Genomic DNA, 17,588 nt, shown 5'->3' with positions numbered 1-17,588 from the left:
GGCTTATTTCCCTCCTTTCGACTTGGACTCATACGGACTGAACAGCGCCGGCCACAAGGTTCCGTACCTTAACGCTTCCGGCAGACTGAATTGCGGGAGATTCGGCGGCTGAAAGTTGATGAACTGGTTGGGGGGTACGACGAACGTCTTGAACGGTACTGGTGGGCAGGGATCAAACGGCCCTCTAAACGGCGTATACACACGCTCCTGGGAATTCAATATGAACATCCTCCTTTGCTCATTTCACTGCTGAGTGCAGCAGTTATTCTGAACGCTTACCTTCATAACTAATTTATGATAGGCAAAGGCGGAATAAGACGGTTTGTGAAAAAAAACTCTCTTGATGTCCATATACGACAAAAAAGCCTTTCCCTTCGTGCATAATACATTACGCGAAAGGAAAAGGCTTCGTTTATAACTGAACTATGGTTAGTACTCGTTTCTTTTCTTCAAATCCATACTTACTTCTCATCCGCTTCAGAAGATTCCTCTTCATCCTTCGCAGGTGCCTCACGGTGAATGTTAATCCGGGTAATCCGCAGCCGGGTAGACTCTTCGACCTCAAAGACGACCTCGCCGACAACGACGCGCTTGCCTTTGGAAGGATTGCCTTCCAGCTCTTTGAACAACCAGCCGCCGATGGAATCCACTTCATCATCTTCAATGACTACACCGGTCAAATCGTTGACATCCTCGATAAGCATACGGCCTGCGACTGAAATGTACTCTCCATTCCGCTCCACGCTAGGACGTTCATCCTCGAACTCGTCGTGCAGATCCCCGACGATCTCTTCCAGAATCTCTTCCGCAGTCAATAGCCCCGCGGTCCCGCCGTATTCGTCGACGACAAGCGTCATCTGAATCTTGTTCTTCTGCATCAGCCGCAGCACATGACTGATCTCCATCGACTCTGGCACGTTCGGAATCGGGCGGACTAATGTAGTCAAATCATTCTGCTGTTCCAGCGGTGCGAATAGTAGGTCGGTAATGTGAATAAAGCCAATAATCCGGTCTTTATCCTCCATCGCTACCGGGTAACGCGAATGCTTGGTTTCCGTAATAATACGCATATTCTCTTCCAGGGAAAGGTTACTGTATAACACATCCATGTCGGTACGCGGCAGCATAACCTCACGGGCCAGCAGGTCGGAGAACTCGAAGATATTATCCATAAGCTTCATCTCATCTTTATCAATAACGCCACTCTTGGCACTCTGATTCATGAGAATACGTATTTCTTCCTCCGAATGCGCGGCCTCTGCCTCACTGGCAGGCTCCACCCCGATCAAACGAAGCAGACCATTCGCGGATGCGTTAAGCACCCAGATGAACGGCAGGAATAGATTATAAAAGAACATCAGCGGTGCGGACAAGAGCAGTGCTGAGCCTTCTGTTTTTTGAATCGCTAATGACTTGGGAGCAAGTTCACCAAGCACAATATGTAAGAAAGTAATGATGGAGAAGCCAAGCACCAAAGATACGGTAGAGATCAGTGTAGGATCTGTGACCCCAAGCTTGAACATCAGAGGCTCTACCAGCAGCTCCGAAATGGCGGGCTCTCCTACCCAGCCGAGACCGAGCGAGGCAAGTGTAATCCCGAATTGGGTCGCAGACAGATAAGCGTCCAGCTTCTTGTTTACTTTTAGCGCATATCCAGCCATCTTGTTGCCCTCACTAACCAGCTGGGTCAGGCGTGACTGCCTGACCTTCACCAGTGAGAACTCTGCCGCGACGAAAATGCCATTTAATAATACGAGCACCAGAACAAGCAAAAGATTAAGCAGCAATCTCCCTACTTCAAATTCCGTATGCACAATAACAACGCCTCATTTCTACAGATTGATCGCTTTTCTTGATTTGAAATCAACACCCGGATAATACATATCCGCTACCAGAAGATTCGGTCCGCAGCAGCTAGCTGCATCACAGTGACAGTTCACTTCTTGGTTAAGCGGGTGCTGGGTCTGCCAGTCTGTAAAAATATCATCCAGCTTGTTGCTGCTGATGTTGCCAAACGCTGCGATATCTGCAAAATCCGTAACGAATACATCGCCGGTGAACATGTTTACATTCACACGGTTGCGTCCGTCCGGATCATTGCGAAGCGTAACATTCTTCTCGGAACGCAGTCGCTTCAGGAGCTTCTGGTCTTCTTCCAGGAAGCTGCAGGCGAAGAATGGAAGCGTACCAAACAGCATCCACATCTCGGGATCACGGTGGTCCAGCAGATCATGAATAGCAGCCTGCATATCCTTAAGCGACAGAACCGGAAGCGCGGAGGCAAAGCTTGAAGCGTACATTGGATGCACCTCATGGCGTTTTGCTCCCATATCGCCGATCAGCCGGTGAATCTCCGGCAGCTTGGTATGCGTCCGATAGTTAATCATGGATTCCGCAGAGATGAGCATGCCGTCATCACTGAGTCTGCGGGAGTTCTCGATCATCGTATCGTACAAGCGGTAAGCCGCTTCCTTCGCTACAGGATGGCCGCTGTTCGCAAAGCCAACTTCATGAAAATCATCACCATTAACATAGTTGAAAGAGATATGCATTACGTCCAGATAAGGAAGCAGCTTCTCATAACGGGAATATGGCATGGTTAGATTGGAATTGATTTGCGAGCGGATTCCCCGCTCCTTGGCATACTTGAGCAGCGGGACAATCATATTGTCTACGGTGGAAGCGCGGAACATCGGCTCTCCGCCGGTAATGCTGATCGTCTGCAGGTGCTCGACTTCTTCTAGCCGATCAAGCATATTCTTAAGGGGCAGCATCTCCCTTTCTTTCATGGTGAGGCTGTCACCAACGGCGCAGTGCTCACACCGCATATTACATAAATTCGTAACCGTCATCTCCACACTGGTCAGTACATGCCGCCCGTACTGCCGCAGGGAAGTGATGGGATCCCAAGGGTCATAGCTCGGGGATAACTCCTTCTGCGGGGATAATGACATTGGTCTTATAACATTCATTTGTGATAGCTCCTTTAAAGCTTATTCCTTATTATTAACCTAAAAATCATCCGTATGAACGGATTATTATCCTATATCATACCACGAAGAACGAAAAAACTGCACTTTTGAGTTGCTCTTGCTTGCTATTTACTGATATTTTCTGAAAAAAACAGCATGCAGCGAAAAGATATCCGGGCCATGTGCACCTTGCGTGCCCACCCGTGTATCGATCTCGCTGCATGCCTGAGAGGCTGAAATTGCCTCATTGAGAAGTCTATGAAGCGGTGCCAGCAGGCACCCTTAATTGGCTACATCCACAATAACTACAGAAAGCATCACGGCGAGGTCCATCTCGAACGGAGCCACTGGCTCTCCTTCGGGGCCGGTAAGGATACGAACCACCGGACGGTGTGGTGTGGTGGAGTCAATTTTGACCACAACTCCGCTCTGACCCGTGCTGAGCTTCACTGTAAGCCCCAGTGGATAGATTGCCACACGGTCCCGGAACAATTCAAGCTGCCGTTGCTCATACAACGTGCCGGAGCCTACATAGAGCGCCTCTACCGCCTGATGGGGGAGCATCGCTTTTTTGTAGACACGACTGGAGGTCATCGCATCATAGGAATCGGCTACGCCAATCCATTTGGCGTATTCATGAATTTCCGCTCCCTTGAGTCCGCGGGGGTAGCCGGAACCGTCAATCCGTTCATGGTGCTGCAGCGCACAGTGGGCGGACAGCAACGGAATGTTCGGCTCGTCCTTAAGAATCCGGTAGCCGATTTCGGTATGGGCCTGCATCTGCCGGAACTCTTCATCCGTCAGCTTGCCAGGTTTTTGAACGATTTTAACTGGAATTTGTGTCTTGCCGATATCGTGCAGCAACGCACCGAGACCAATGACTCGCAGTTCCGCTTTACTATAACCGTGAGCGATAGCCATAACAAGTGTATAGAGGCAGACATTTAACGAGTGGACATAAAGATAATTATCCGCTGTATGCATTTCCAGCAGCATGATCATAGGCGTCTCCTGGGCAGACATTTCGTCCAGAATCGAATCCATCACGCCCGAGAATTTTTTATCCAGATGATAAAAGCCTTTGGTAATGCCGGAAGCACCAGACATGTCCTGAAATTGTGTCTTAATAACCTTGAGCGCCTGGTTGCGCGTCTCATCCTGCAGCATTCCCTCGATCACTACATCTTCAGTGAGGGAATCTTGCACATATACATAGCCGATGTCGATTCTGCCGAGGCGTTTGATCAGTGAATCGGTAAGCTCTACGCCGTCGGAAAGCAGAATCATGCCTTCATCGCTATAAATTTTTTTGCCCAGCCTCATGCCCGGTTGAAGCCGGCTGACGGATACTAAACGCACTCTGGTTCACTCCTGCCTTTAACGGTAGATTGCTATTCTGCTTAAAAACTTTGGGTCTCACACCGTGTCTATACCGTTACCTTTGGAGAACAGGCAAGCACACCTACATCGGTTTGCCTCGGACAACGCTTCCTTAGATACACCTTCAGGAAACAACCATAGCCGGGTACCGCTGTACCGATGGAATCTTGGAAATGATTAACGCATGATAAATAGCCAGAAAACAGCGGCTAAAATAAAGCGGTAAATCGCAAAATGTGTCAATCTGATCTTTTGAATCCATCGCATGAACAGAATAACTACAAGGTAAGCCACTACGAATGAAATCAGGAAGCCAATGATAAAGTAACCAATGGTCTCACTGGTAAAATCGCGGTAAGCATCCAAAAGCTCATACCCGGAAGCCGCACACATAATCGGAATCGCGATCAGAAAAGAGAAATCGGCTGAGGCCTTATAGCTGACCCCGCTGAGCATCCCCCCCGAAATTGTGGAGCCTGAGCGCGAAAAGCCTGGCCATAATACAGAGATAATCTGGTACAAGCCAATGGCTAGCGCCTGTCCATAGGACAGATCATCCAGCTCATGCGCGGTAATACGGATCTTGCGACGGTTGACCCACTCGGCAACAATCATTAAGATCCCTCCGGCTACTAGCGCCCAGAGCACCGTACTGGCTCCGAAGAGGCCCTTGATGAAGTCACGTGCGAAAAAAGCCACGGCCAAGGCCGGCGCAATCCCCAGGATCACATGGATCAGATTAAGACGGGACTGCGGCATCACGCCTCCCCGATGACTCCGACTGCGCCCGATTCCCAGCAGGTTAAGCACCCGATGACGGTAGACCAGCGCGATCGCCAGAATAGCACCTAATTGAATGACAATCTCATAGGTCTTCATTATCGATTCCTGCTCGGCAAAACCCATCAGCTTGGCCGTCAAGATCATATGACCTGTGGAGGATACAGGGATAAACTCCGTGATTCCTTCAACAATGGCCAAAATAATGGCTGTAATAGTGTCCATACAATCCTCCTGTTTGTGGCGGAATGAATATCGGGTACAACTTTGTTATTTTTAAAAATCATCCGGCTCAGCCGTTATTCAGGTTTTACCTTATGTAGTACCCTTGTTCCAACGGGAAATGAAACTCTCCTCAAGACTGCCCGGCCGCTGCAGCTCCATCCGCAGCAGATCACGGAGGAAATGCGGAAGAAGATACACCGCATCCTTGCCATTGGCGAGCGTCTCATATCCGATCCGGAAAGTGAACATATCCAGCGTCCCAACCTCATACTCCAGGTCATCTTCCAGAGGCTGCCCTTCGACAAAAACTGCAATATCGTTATCATACGGCAAAACAAGTGAATCGTACAAGATATTTAAGCCATCCACTGCAAGACTGCCCAGCTGTTTGCCCCGGAAACCATAGCCGAAGATAGCTTTATTACGGAATTCTTCTGTCAAACTTTGCTCCAGAGCTATGCGGATATCCCGCCCTTTAAGCTTCACTATGCTAGGATTGATCGGCGAAGGACACAGTCCGTGCAGCATACCCAGTGAAATATCCCCCTCTGGCAATGGTCCCAGAAGCTGTCCTGTATTGACAATCGCTATTTTGGCGCCGGTAAATCTGCGCACAGCCTGAGCAAGAAAATTACCGAATGGGGATTCCCCCTGATAGTCAACCGGAAGCTCTCGGTCTGTAATGGCCACCGATTCATGCAAAGCTTCTCTTCCCCGTTCCAGATGGGTGACGGCCGCGGAATGAACCCGTTCCTCCCTTAGCTCAGGGGAAACGGCGAGGCATTCTCCCTCTACGAGTCTGAAACCAAGATCCGGCTCCTGTCGTTCAAAAACAAGCCTGCCCAAATAATTACCAAACTTGCCGGCGCCGCAGACGGCAGTACCAGCAATAATCTGTGGACGCTCCAGCAAATGGTGAGTGTGTCCACCCAGAATGGCATGAACGCCCTCCAGGTTCTCTGCCAGCCGCTGATCTGTAGGCAGACCCAGATGAGACAGCACGATCAGAATGTCTACCTGTGGAGCCAGCAGACTGCATTCCTTACGAAGCGCCTCTTCCGGGTCTAGTGCATCCCAGCCCAGCAGCGCATAGAATGAAGCAAAAGCCGCTGTCGCTCCAGTCACGCCTATGCGGATGCCTTCCCGCTCCAGAATAACATGGCGCTTCATCCAGTGCGGCGGCTCTCCAGTCGCAGTCTCTACAAAGTTGCAGCATACTACCGGACATTGAAGTCCGGAGAATACCGCAGAGAGCATCTCGGCTGTGAAGGTAAGCCCCTCATTATTACCAATGGTGACCGCATCGTATCCCGTCAGATTCAGAATATCAATGTTCGCCTGTCCCATCGTTCCTTCTGTCTCTATAGCCGCTCGATCCATATGGTCGCCAATATCCAGCAACAAAAGTGGTTCATCGCCTGCTGCGGCCCTTTGCTCAGCAATGACTGCCGCAAGTGGGCTCATCATGTCGAAATGACTATGTATATCATTAGTATGAAGTATTGTCAGTCGCTCTGATATAGGCTTCATCAATAACATCCTTCCCACCTGTGTAAGGCCACCTTTTTTGGAAGCTTAAGGCGCTTGTTCTTTCAGAGTTTAGCATAACATTTCCAAGCTCAATATGGTATATTTCAGTACTTACAAAACCATTATACCAAGGCCTGCAAGTGCTGCGAGGCCTGCGTTTCTGTACCCCTCTTTGAACCAGAATCAAGAGGATGGCTGTGCCTCCCCTTCTCCTTTTAAATACCGCGTTAGTTCGCAATCATGCATTATATAGGCCTTAAAACCCACAATATATCCTTAGAGAAATTGTTGTAATCATCCACTTAGCTATAGTCAGAATATGCCGAAAGTTCGGTGCCTATCTGAAGATTGTGAATATTAATCGTTAACCATTGAATGTTTGTCCTTTTCTTGCTATGCTGAGAAAAATTGACACATAAGGTGGCATAGGCATTGAGAGTACACGTCATGGATGTTAAGCCGGGGGATTACCTCGGAACAGACACCTTCAACGCCCGCGGACTTCATGTATTGTCCAAGGGAACCCAGTTGCGCATGGATGAAATATCCAAGCTGTTACAACACGGTATTGATTACATTGATATCGAATCCCTGGAAGAAACACTCTCCCCGCCGCATAAACCGTCCGTTATTCAAACCGTTACGGCAAGCTTTGATACTATGATCGACGGTTTCGAGTCCCTTTATTTAGAAGCGTTAACCAAAGGCAGCTTTAACCCATCCGTGGTAGACGATGTTCTTCAGCCAACCCTGCAATCCCTGGACAAGCATAAAGACGTGGTAACCCTCCTTCTGCTGCTGGACCGGGAGGATGAATATACCTATAATCATTCCCTTCAGGTAGGTATGCTTTCCTATTATATTGCAACTTGGCTCGGTTATTCCAAGCAGGAATGCTATGAGATCAGCCGGGCTGGTTATCTGATCGATATCGGTAAATGCCGAATCTCACCCGATGTGCTGAACAAGCCGGGGAAGCTAACACTCGAAGAATTCGAAGAAGTGAAGCGACATACTACATACGGTTACGAAATTATCCGCAATTCCATGGACGACCCTACCGCTGCACTGGTTGCTCTCCAGCACCATGAACGGGAAGACGGCTCCGGCTATCCTGCCAATTTAACCAAATCGGAGATTCATCCCTATGCACAGATTGCCGCTGTGGCTGACGTGTATAGTGCCATGACTTCACCCAGAGTCTATCAGTCCAAGCGAGAACTTATCTCGGTACTGCACGAATTACATAACCTCAGCTTCGGCAAGCTGAACGGCAAGACTGTTCATGCCTTTATCCAGCATTTGATGCCGAATTTCATCGGCAAGCGCGTCCTTCTTAACACCGGTGACATGGGCGTCATCGTCATGAACAACCCCATGGATGTGTTCCGTCCACTGGTGCAGGTCGATCATAAATTCCTCGACCTGTCCCGTGAGCGGAGTGTGTCGATTGTGGAGATCTACACCTAGGGGCGGTCGCCATCCCTCCCAAACCCTCCCTTCCTAAGGGAGGGCCCCAAGGGCGCCGCCCTCTGGACACCCGAAGGAACAGCGTGCTTGGCGGAATGACGGGGCGTCTGCGGACAGATGTTTTTGAGGGTGGGTGTGCTCGCCCTTGAGCAGTCCCTGTCTTGCTCCGCAAGATACAAGACTGCTCAAAGCTTTACGGCGCAGGCCGTCCCCCGGGTAATGAAACCCGGGGGGCGGCTTTTTTCGTGGCCTCCGCGATTCTCTTGCGGAGGCGGGGCTGTTATAGAGACGGCCAAGTTTATGGCCGGGGGCAATCGGTTAGACTGATCAATAGAGTAAAACGTTGATCAGTCTAACCTGAAAGGATGAAGCCTATGCTGCCGATTCACGGGCGCCTTGCCGAGCTGTATTCACTGAGCCGCCAGCGGAAGCTAACTGAATCTGAAGAGCTGGAGCAGCAGCACTGCTTGCAAGCGAATGCAACTTACTGCTGGGAGATGGCCCGGCTGAACAATGAAGCCATGCTGGCGGCGCGAACGCAAGATATCGGCTGGCAGCAGAACATCGGCGCACAGATGGTTGAGCTGCGCACCTCTGGCCGGATTTCTAAACGTCGTAAGTAAGGCAGCATCTTAGAGAAAGCAGCACAGTTAATGTCCTAGATAAATTGAACTGAAGCATGAGCGAAAAGGAAAATATATAAGCAGAACAAAAAAATGACAAGCAACAAAAATGAACAAACAACAAGGATGAACAAACAACAAAGATGAGCGAACGTAAAAGTTTGGAGAACTGCAGGTGCACTGCGCTCGCCTAAAAGCTTTCCAATAGGAAAGCAGCCCCCGATCATAGTTGTTGACTGCAAGACCTATATCCAGAGCTGTTCAAAACCAGCGTTGTCAATAGAAACGGTAAATTCCCCTTCACCAGTCGTCTTAACAGTAAAAAAAGAAGGCCACCGCCCCAACTAACGGCATTTTTGTACCTTATTTTTCTTGAATATAGGCAAATGAGGGAAATAAGGGCATTATTGTATCTTATTTTTCGGAAAAGCACGCTGGATGGGGGATTCTGGAACAATTAAGGTACAATATTGCACTTAATCTCCTCTAACCCTTAGCTTCAGAGGATTTAAGGTACAAAAATGCCGTTAATTACACTTCGAGACTTCATGTATACGCTCTCTTTTTTACTTGGCTTTGTAAGCTACTTTGCGTTCTATTTGGAGAAAAAATTCGATACGTTGATACGATAGCATGTAGATTTAATAGCATCCACCTGAAAAGGATCAGCGGATAACTGTTTAGGTTTTGAAGTTGATCACATGCATGAGTAGAGTGGAGGGTCGGGGGACTCTGGAGAAACGGTAGTGGTCGCCTTTAAAGCCCGATTTCAACCTCTAATTCCTTTTACAATCAAAAAATCGGGCTTTAACAGCGATCGGAAGAACCCCCGACCCGCAGCGGCTTCACTCCCCCGAACCACTGTTTTCTCCTTTGATCCTGAAAACGAACAGCAAGATACTTCCATCCTGTTCCACATTACCAGCGTCCTAACCAAAAAAGCCCCCAACGCCACAATAAAGTGGAGCTGGAGGCTTCTTTTAATGTCATCTTTTAATGTCATCTTTTGAGTTATTCTTTTGAGTTCTTCTTCTGAGCTCTTCTGTTGCATGAATCGATTTATCCACTTGCCGTTAAAAGCGTTCTTCAGTTGCTTGCTACCTAGGCACCTACAGGAACCGGAACTGTGCTTCGATCAATCCGTTGTAGACACCGTCACGAGCAGTCAGCTCGCTGTGGTTGCCCTCTTCCTTGATCTCGCCGTGATCCAGTACCACGATCTTGTCAGCGTGGCGGATGGTGGACAATCGGTGAGCGACGATAAAGGAGGTCCGGCCTTGCAGCAGGGTTTTAAGAGCTTCCTGAATCTTGAGCTCGGTCTCTGTATCGATACTCGCTGTAGCTTCATCCAAGATCAGAATCCGTGGGTCCGCTAGCAGCGCTCTGGCAAAGGACAACAGCTGACGCTGACCCATGGACAGCGCACTACCCCGTTCTTCGACCTCTGTATCGTACCCGCCAGGCAGTTTAGTAATAAAATCATGGGCATCCACCGCTTTAGCGGCCTCCTCCACTTCCTGATCCGTAGCATCCAATCGTCCGAAACGGATGTTATCGCGGATCGTTCCCGAGAAGATGAAGGTGTCCTGTAGCACGGTTCCGATCTGTCCGCGCAGGCTGTCCAGGGTGACATCACGGATATCTTTTCCATCGATCGTGATTTTACCGCTGGTGATATCATAGAAGCGGCCAATCAGGTTGATGATAGTACTTTTACCCGAACCGGTATGGCCCACTAGCGCAATGGACTGTCCGGCTTTGACATCAAGATCAATACCTTTGAGGGCCGCCCGCCCCTTCTCATATTCAAAGATGACCTTTTCAAACTTGATATCACCTTGAATGGTTGGCAGCGGAGTCGCACCCGGCTTATCGGATACGTTAGGCTTTTCGTCCAGATATTCAAAGATCCGCTCCGAGGAGGCCATAGCCACCAGAAGCTGGTTGTACATTTGGCCCAGACGATTGATCGGATCCCAGAAGTTGCTGACATAAGTACTGAAAGCCACCAGGAAACCAACAGTCAGTTCACCCGACTGGATCAGATAAGCACCAAGCCAGAACAGAATCAGGGTACCGAAGCCACCAGTGATCTCGATAATTGGACCGAATGCCTGGTTCATCGCCGAGGCTTTATCCCATGATTTCTTACTTTCGCTATTCATTGCATCGAAGTATTTCATGTTCTCTTGCTCTTGCGTATACGCCTGAGTCACTCTGATCCCCTGAATGGATTCATTCAAGTGAGAATTGATCCGTGAGTTCTTCATCCGTACATCCTGCCAGGCAATACGAATCTTCTGCCGCAGCTTGGTGGAGACAAAGAACATAATCGGTACAGTAACCATTACCGCAAGGCCGAGCTTCCAATTGATGAAAAGCAAGATGACCATAATTCCGACAAGCTGCACACAGTCGATCATCAGGTTGACGACCCCGTTGGTGAACAGGTCCTGCAAGGAATTGATGTCATTCGTAACCCGTACCAGCACTGAACCTGCCGGGCGCTTGTCGAAGAAGTTAAAGGACAGCTTCTGGATGTGTCGGAACAGGTCTGAGCGCAGGTCATAAATTACTCTTTGCCCAATGATATTGGTGAATTTGATCCGGTAAATTCCGGCAATCCATTGAATCAGATACAGGACCACCACGCTCGCCGTAAGGGTGTAAAGGAGCGTCAAGCTTGGACTTCCTGTCTTGGGTGCGATCGCCTTGTCTATCGCCATACTGGTCAGGAACGGCACCGTAAGCTTGGTGACGGTTCCCAGTACCATCATCACCAGTACAAGCGGTAGCATTTGCCTGGCATAAGGCTTCATGTAGCTAAACAGCCGTGTGAACTGCTTCCAGTCGAATGCCTTGTCAATAATATCGTCGTCTTTGTAGACGAACCGTTCGTCCAGCGTTTGTTCAGGTGCCGTTTTTTTCTTTGTAGTGGCTCCTGCACCCGGGTTGACTTGAGGTTCCATCACTTTACGCCTCCTTTCCTTCGGTTACTTTAGCGAGGTAATCTGCATATTGAATCCGGTACACATCCTGGTAAGGTCCAGGCACCTCGATTAACTCTTTATGGGTTCCCCGTTGCTGCACATGTCCCTCGTTCATCACGATGATCTGGTCAGCATGTCGCAGGGAGGAAATCCGGTGGGCAATAATCAGCGTAGTGCGTCCACGCATAACCTCTTGGAAGCCACTCTGAATCTCATGCTCAGTCTCCATATCGACGGCGCTTGTCGCATCGTCAAGAATGAGAATCCGCGGATTCTTGAGCAATGCTCTGGCGATAGCGATCCGCTGCTTCTGACCGCCGGAGAGGCCCATTCCCCGCTCCCCGACCACGGTATCATAGCCCTCAGGCATTTCCATGATGAAATCATGTGCTTTCGCCAGCTGTGCTGCACGGATAATTTCTTCCATGCTCACATTTTTCAGGCCATAGGCAATGTTATTGCGGATGGAAGAGGAGAATAGGAACGTCTCCTGGAACACGGTAGCGATCTGGGATCGCAGGCTGTGGACACTATATTCCCGGATATCCACCCCATCCAACGTAATATGACCTTCGTTCACGTCATAAGCGCGCATCATCAGTTGGGTAATCGTCGATTTCCCGGAGCCAGTGCCCCCAAGGAAGCCGATGACAGACCCCGCTTTAGCTTCAAAATCAATATCCGTAACCGCTGGCATCTTATTGCCGTATGCAAAGGTAACATGATTAAACGCTACATCGCCTCTGACTTCGTTATGAACAAGCTCCCGGGCGGTTTCACTGTCCTTGACATCGATCTTCTGGTTCAGCACTTCAAGTACGCGCTCCCCCGAAGCCTTGGACTGCGTATAGTTGTTGATATGGAAGCCCAGACCCCATACCGGACCAATGATATACCAGATCAAACTGAAGAATGCAACCAGCTCACCCAGTGACATTTTCTCATGAATGACCAGTGTGCCGCCTACTCCGAGCAGGATCGCCACGCTGACCGATGCCAGCAGCTCCATCGCCGGGAAGTATTTACTCCACAGCACTGCGGCAAAAATCTGATTGTCCTTGTACCGTTCATTCCGGTGCGAGAACTTTTCGACCTCATGGGCTTCTCTGGCAAAAGATTTGACTGTCCGCACACCCGTAACGTTCTCTTGAACCGCTGTGGTCAAAGAGCTTAGCGCCAGGCGCATCTCCTGAAAAGCAGGGTGGATTTTGGACTCAAATTTAAGGGCGACGATAGCCAGGAACGGCATCGTGATCAAGGTGATCAGCGTCAGCTGCCAATTGATCGAGAACATCATGATGGAACCGAATAATACCATGAAAAATACGTTAAGCAGCTGAGCGAATCCGAAGCCGATGAACATCCGGATTGCTTCCAGGTCCCCGGTCAGCCGGGACATCAGGTCGCCTGTCTTCGCCGTATCATAATAACGGAACGACAGGAATTGCAGTTTTTCATAGCAGGCATTGCGTAGACGATACGCCAGGAAATTTCCGAGACGCCCGCCAAAGAATCCGTGTGCAAATTGCAGGCATGCTTTTACAATTACAACAACCAGCACGGTGAGAGCCAACACAGGCACCTCGGTGAATTTCATTGGAACAATAACATCGTCAATCAACCTTCTTAACAAATTCGGGGTTATAAGCCCCACTGCAGTTGCGGCAGCCAAGCATACAATCGAAAGAATCAATAAGTGCAGTTTCTCCCGATAAAAGCCCCGCAGTTGCCTGAGAACATCCATGTCTCTCCTCCTTACGCTTTACGCAGCGTAGCTGGCTATCATTCTTAAGCCGGCTTCACAAGTATTTTTTAGCGCTTCCATTTTAGTGACTTTATGCAGTTTATCATCCATGTTTTAATGCAGCAAAGGGGAGAATCGACCGTATAACCCGTTATTTGCAATGAAAATGACATTTTCATAAAGGAAAAGGTCGCCTATGTCTTTAAATGCTTCCATTTCCTCTTGAATACTGTTGAATTAAGAATAAGCGAAATTCTTAGCACATGGACTTCCCGTCGACATCTCCTTCTCTCCTCTTTACATAGTGGGATTTACTAGCTGAAAAATGTAAGATTCTTCATCTTCCTTCCAAGTAAAAGAACAGCATGTAGCGGAACCACGTCACCCTAAGATATACTCGATCATGAACCCATACCAATTGGAGGGATGTAAGTACATGTATAAGAGCATTATTTTTGATGTAGATGGAACATTAATTGATACAGAGATAGCTGTACTAGGTTCACTCCAAGCGATGCTTAAGTTCGATTACGGCAGGGAAAGTAATACTGAGGAGTTAATGTTTGTTCTGGGGATTCCAGGTTCCACCTCACTGCCACAGCTTGGCATCTATAATATTGATGAGGGGATGCAGCGCTGGAACGAACGAATGAAGGATTTTTACGATTCCATCAAAGTGTTTGAGGGCATTCCTGAGGTGTTAGAAGCGTTGAAGACCGGAAGCATTGTCCAGGGTATTGTGACTTCCAAGACCGCCGAAGAATTACGGGATGACTTCATTCCTTTTGGTCTGATGGATTATCTGGACCATACGGTCTGTGCGGATGATACGGAAAAACATAAGCCCCACCCTGATCCGCTGCTTGAATTTCTGGAGCGTTCTGGTGCTGAGGCACATTCCTCACTCTATATCGGGGATACCTTATATGATTATGAATGCGCCCGGGATGCGGGTGTAGACTTCGGGCTCGCCCTGTGGGGTTGCAAAAACCATGACCACATCCCGGCCAAATATAAATTTGAACATCCAACGGATATACTCCGCCTGGCAGCGATGCCGTCTAAATAGTACGCCATCATAATAAAATGCCCCCGTGTTCCGCGCCATCCGGCGTCGGGCACAAAGGGGCATTTTTATTTTAAGTGGGAGCACCCTCCCAAACCCTCCCTACAGGGAGGGCCCCAAGGGCTGCCAGCCCTCTGGACACCCGGAAGTGTACACCCGCAGACAGTGCGGCAATCGCGGACAGAAGCAGACGGTAGCGGTAGGCCCGGCCCTTTAGGCCTCGTCATGCGGCGCGGGCGAATGAGTTACGGGGATGCAGGATGCGGCGGCTCTCCCTTCGGGAATCGCCTTACTCAGCGGGCCTCTGAAGACTCGCCATTAATATCATAGAATCCAATCCGCGCAGAACGCTTTTGCCCGGATATCGTCATCTGTCCCTTCCCGTCGATCATGCCAAAAGTCGTACTGGCCTTGGGATAATCATATTCAAAAAAAGCGATTTTACCGCTAATGGCCGGTATCTTCCCATCCTGAATCCTTACAGGAAAAGGTAAGAAGCTCAGCTCAGACGTGCTTGTCTGGTCCTCTAGATCAAGGGTGGCCGTCCACTTCAGCACACTCCGGTTATCGGTGATTTCATAGTAGCGGATGTAATCAGCCGTTCGGATGAAGAATTTTCCGGCTTCTCCTTCCGGAAAATAATAATGATCCGTCAGATCATCCGCATATTGACTGCTCACTGCCAGAGACTTGAGCGCTTCGATCCGCGGAAACTCGATCGCAGCGGCACGGGCTTCAGCCAGCTTGGAGCCCGACAACCTTGTAATCAGGGCATCCGATGCTTTAGCCACGTATACCGTATGTTTTCCCGGTACCCACTGAACATAAGCACCTGCGGCTTCAGAGATAAAACGTAGCGGCACCATCACCCGGCCCTGCTCCAATGATACAGCCACAGGCAATGTGAGCTTCTTGCTGCCTACCACCACTGACTCTTGTCCCGGTACCAAAGTGATTTTCTGCGATTTATTTGTAATCGTTATGGTCTTTGAGCTGTTGTTCCAGGCAATGCTGACGTTCGGGAGCTTCTGCACAACGCCAAGGGGAACAATAACCGTATCATTCTTGATATAACTTTGAACATCTGTGTCGGCTGTTTCATTGTTGACAATCACAGAGATGGGAGATTCGGCAAAAGCTTTGTGCTGTAAGGAAAAAGACAACACAGCAGCTAATACCACTGCAAATCCGCAAGTGAGCAGAAGTTTTTTTAACATGAGGCCTCCTTGATTAAACACTATAATTAAACAGTACACGCTGTCTGCATTAATGAAACATCTAATATTTGTCATGATGATAACAAACAAAAAACGTGTCCGCACAGCCTGGACGTTTGCACCTCCAAGTTGCTGCGGACACGTTTTATATGCCAAATCCTAAAGACAGCTCTTGATTAACCGATACTGCCTTCCATCTCGAACTTAATGAGACGGTTCATCTCTACCGCATATTCCATCGGAAGTTCTTTGGTGAATGGCTCAATGAAGCCCATGATAATCATTTGAGTCGCTTCGGCTTCCGAAAGACCACGGCTCATGAGGTAGAACAATTGCTCCTCAGATACCTTGGATACGGTCGCTTCATGCTCCAGGATGATGTTATCGTTCTTAATCTCATTGTACGGAATGGTATCCGAAGTGGATTCATTATCCAAAATGAGTGTATCGCACTTAATGTTCGATTTCGCACCTTCCGCCTGACGGCCAAAGGAAGCCAGACCACGGTAAGTTACTTTACCGCCGTGCTTGCTGATCGATTTCGATACGATAGTGGATGTAGTGTCTGGAGCCAAGTGAATCATTTTGGCACCGGCATCCTGATGCTGATCTTTACCTGCTACTGCGATCGAAAGAACGGAACCTTTCGCTCCGCGGCCTTTAAGCACAACAGCTGGATATTTCATGGTCAGCTTGGAGCCGATGTTGCCATCTACCCATTCCATAGTCGCATTTTCTTCTGCAACCGCACGTTTAGTAACGAGGTTGTAGATGTTCGGCGCCCAGTTCTGGATCGTTGTGTAACGAACACGTGCGTTCTTCATGCACAGGATTTCAACAACCGCACTGTGCAAGGAGTTCGTGCTGTAGATCGGTGCTGTACAGCCTTCTACGTAATGCACGAAGCTGTCTTCGTCAGCAAGGATCAGCGTACGCTCGAATTGTCCCATGTTCTCGGAGTTGATACGGAAGTAAGCCTGCAATGGCACTTCACATTTCACACCCTTAGGAACATAGATAAAGCTTCCGCCGGACCATACGGCACTGTTCAATGCAGCGAACTTGTTATCCGCAGGCGGGATAATGGTTCCGAAGAACTTCTTGAACAATTCCGGGTGCTCACGCAGTGCAGTGTCGGTATCGGTGAAGATAACCCCTTGATCTTCAAGGCTCTTCTGCATGCTGTGGTAGACAACCTCGGACTCATACTGTGCCGAGACACCCGCCAGAAATTTCTGCTCCGCTTCCGGGATACCCAGCTTGTCGAAGGTTTCCTTAATCTCGGAAGGAACTTCCTCCCAAGTCTTTCCTTGCTTCTCGGAAGGTCTTACATAGTACTGGATATCGTCAAAATCGAGATCATCCAGATTGCCGCCCCATTTTGGCATCGGCATTTTGTAGAACTGTTCCAGCGATTTCAAGCGGAATTCAAGCATCCACTCAGGTTCATTCTTGATCGCTGAAATTTCACGTACGATCTCGGGAGTCAGCCCTTTACCGGACTGAAAGATCGACTTGTGCTCATCGCGGAAACCATACTGGTATTCCTCCATATCAGGCGCTTTCTTAGCCATGGTGTCAGCCTCCTTGT

The 17,588-nt window shown here is 49.0% G+C and carries 14 protein-coding genes; 3 read left to right on the top strand and 11 right to left on the bottom strand.

Annotated features, from left to right (window positions below):
- Positions 1-3: 3 nt before the first annotated feature.
- From HPT30_RS26110 to HPT30_RS26085, 6 genes are all read right to left on the bottom strand, one after another.
- Positions 4-219, bottom strand: coding sequence for a spore coat associated protein CotJA (locus tag HPT30_RS26110; RefSeq protein ID WP_281364541.1), 216 nt, complete (start codon positions 217-219; stop codon positions 4-6).
- A gap of 242 nt (positions 220-461) precedes the next feature.
- Positions 462-1,814 carry a hemolysin family protein gene (locus HPT30_RS26105; protein WP_175374211.1) on the bottom strand — a complete coding sequence of 451 codons (1,353 nt, stop codon included), beginning with the start codon at positions 1,812-1,814 and terminating at the stop codon, positions 462-464.
- A gap of 18 nt (positions 1,815-1,832) precedes the next feature.
- The gene (gene yfkAB, locus HPT30_RS26100; protein WP_246317455.1) at positions 1,833-2,972 is read right to left on the bottom strand and encodes a radical SAM/CxCxxxxC motif protein YfkAB; all 1,140 of its coding nucleotides are present in this window, start codon (positions 2,970-2,972) and stop codon (positions 1,833-1,835) included.
- A gap of 282 nt (positions 2,973-3,254) precedes the next feature.
- Positions 3,255-4,331: an HD-GYP domain-containing protein gene (locus tag HPT30_RS26095; protein WP_175374210.1), complete on the bottom strand. Its 1,077-nt coding sequence runs from the start codon at positions 4,329-4,331 to the stop codon at positions 3,255-3,257.
- 198 nt (positions 4,332-4,529) lie between these two features.
- Positions 4,530-5,357, bottom strand: coding sequence for an undecaprenyl-diphosphate phosphatase (locus tag HPT30_RS26090; protein WP_175374209.1), 828 nt, complete (start codon positions 5,355-5,357; stop codon positions 4,530-4,532).
- Positions 5,358-5,447: 90 nt separating this feature from the next.
- Positions 5,448-6,887, bottom strand: a complete 1,440-nt coding sequence (locus HPT30_RS26085; protein WP_175374208.1) for a bifunctional metallophosphatase/5'-nucleotidase — start codon at positions 6,885-6,887, stop codon at positions 5,448-5,450.
- A 432-nt stretch (positions 6,888-7,319) separates the two neighbouring features.
- Here HPT30_RS26085 and HPT30_RS26080 point away from each other — a divergent pair, with 432 nt between their 5' ends.
- Both HPT30_RS26080 and HPT30_RS26075 read left to right on the top strand, forming a co-directional pair.
- On the top strand, positions 7,320-8,357 hold the full coding sequence (locus tag HPT30_RS26080; protein ID WP_175374207.1) for an HD-GYP domain-containing protein: 1,038 nt from the start codon (positions 7,320-7,322) through the stop codon (positions 8,355-8,357).
- A gap of 374 nt (positions 8,358-8,731) precedes the next feature.
- A complete protein-coding gene (locus HPT30_RS26075) occupies positions 8,732-8,980 on the top strand; it encodes a DUF7667 family protein (RefSeq protein WP_175374206.1) in 249 nt (82 codons plus the stop codon).
- Positions 8,981-9,749: 769 nt separating this feature from the next.
- Here HPT30_RS26075 and HPT30_RS26070 read toward each other — a convergent pair.
- The 3 genes from HPT30_RS26070 to HPT30_RS26060 are packed head-to-tail and all read right to left on the bottom strand — an operon-like array spanning position 9,750 to position 13,714.
- Positions 9,750-10,031 (bottom strand): hypothetical protein, encoded by a 282-nt coding sequence (locus tag HPT30_RS26070; protein ID WP_175374205.1) that lies wholly within the window; start codon positions 10,029-10,031, stop codon positions 9,750-9,752.
- Positions 10,032-10,089: 58 nt separating this feature from the next.
- Positions 10,090-11,949, bottom strand: coding sequence for an ABC transporter ATP-binding protein (locus tag HPT30_RS26065; RefSeq protein WP_175374204.1), 1,860 nt, complete (start codon positions 11,947-11,949; stop codon positions 10,090-10,092).
- Between the two features lie 4 nt (positions 11,950-11,953).
- A complete protein-coding gene (locus HPT30_RS26060; RefSeq protein ID WP_175374203.1) occupies positions 11,954-13,714 on the bottom strand; it encodes an ABC transporter ATP-binding protein in 1,761 nt (586 codons plus the stop codon).
- A 436-nt stretch (positions 13,715-14,150) separates the two neighbouring features.
- Here HPT30_RS26060 and HPT30_RS26055 point away from each other — a divergent pair, with 436 nt between their 5' ends.
- Positions 14,151-14,783: an HAD family hydrolase gene (locus HPT30_RS26055; RefSeq protein ID WP_175374202.1), complete on the top strand. Its 633-nt coding sequence runs from the start codon at positions 14,151-14,153 to the stop codon at positions 14,781-14,783.
- Between the two features lie 290 nt (positions 14,784-15,073).
- Here the strand turns inward: HPT30_RS26055 and HPT30_RS26050 are convergent, their stop codons facing one another.
- Positions 15,074-15,997 (bottom strand): copper amine oxidase N-terminal domain-containing protein, encoded by a 924-nt coding sequence (locus HPT30_RS26050; protein ID WP_175374201.1) that lies wholly within the window; start codon positions 15,995-15,997, stop codon positions 15,074-15,076.
- Positions 15,998-16,173: 176 nt separating this feature from the next.
- The gene (gene sufB / locus HPT30_RS26045; protein ID WP_175374200.1) at positions 16,174-17,571 is read right to left on the bottom strand and encodes a Fe-S cluster assembly protein SufB; all 1,398 of its coding nucleotides are present in this window, start codon (positions 17,569-17,571) and stop codon (positions 16,174-16,176) included.
- Positions 17,572-17,588: the final 17 nt, after the last annotated feature.

The organism is Paenibacillus agri, assembly GCF_013359945.1.
In the GTDB taxonomy this organism is placed as follows: Bacteria; Bacillota; Bacilli; order Paenibacillales; family Paenibacillaceae; genus Paenibacillus_AQ; species Paenibacillus_AQ agri.
The sequence above is the reverse complement of the archived record's forward strand: the minus strand, read 5'-3'. Positions and strand labels throughout refer to the sequence as shown.

Excerpts from the sequence above, each read along its gene's own strand:
- HPT30_RS26075 (WP_175374206.1), top strand. The coding sequence starts at position 8,732 with ATGCTGCCGATTCACGGGCGCCTTGCCGAGCTGTATTCACTGAGCCGC.
- HPT30_RS26060 (WP_175374203.1), bottom strand. The coding sequence starts at position 13,714 with ATGGATGTTCTCAGGCAACTGCGGGGCTTTTATCGGGAGAAACTGCAC.
- sufB (WP_175374200.1), bottom strand. The coding sequence starts at position 17,571 with ATGGCTAAGAAAGCGCCTGATATGGAGGAATACCAGTATGGTTTCCGC.
- HPT30_RS26065 (WP_175374204.1), bottom strand. The coding sequence starts at position 11,949 with ATGGAACCTCAAGTCAACCCGGGTGCAGGAGCCACTACAAAGAAAAAA.
- HPT30_RS26090 (WP_175374209.1), bottom strand. The coding sequence starts at position 5,357 with ATGGACACTATTACAGCCATTATTTTGGCCATTGTTGAAGGAATCACG.
- HPT30_RS26050 (WP_175374201.1), bottom strand. The coding sequence starts at position 15,997 with ATGTTAAAAAAACTTCTGCTCACTTGCGGATTTGCAGTGGTATTAGCT.
- HPT30_RS26085 (WP_175374208.1), bottom strand. The coding sequence starts at position 6,887 with ATGAAGCCTATATCAGAGCGACTGACAATACTTCATACTAATGATATA.
- HPT30_RS26070 (WP_175374205.1), bottom strand. The coding sequence starts at position 10,031 with ATGCAACAGAAGAGCTCAGAAGAAGAACTCAAAAGAATAACTCAAAAG.
- HPT30_RS26055 (WP_175374202.1), top strand. The coding sequence starts at position 14,151 with ATGTATAAGAGCATTATTTTTGATGTAGATGGAACATTAATTGATACA.
- yfkAB (WP_246317455.1), bottom strand. The coding sequence starts at position 2,972 with ATGAATGTTATAAGACCAATGTCATTATCCCCGCAGAAGGAGTTATCC.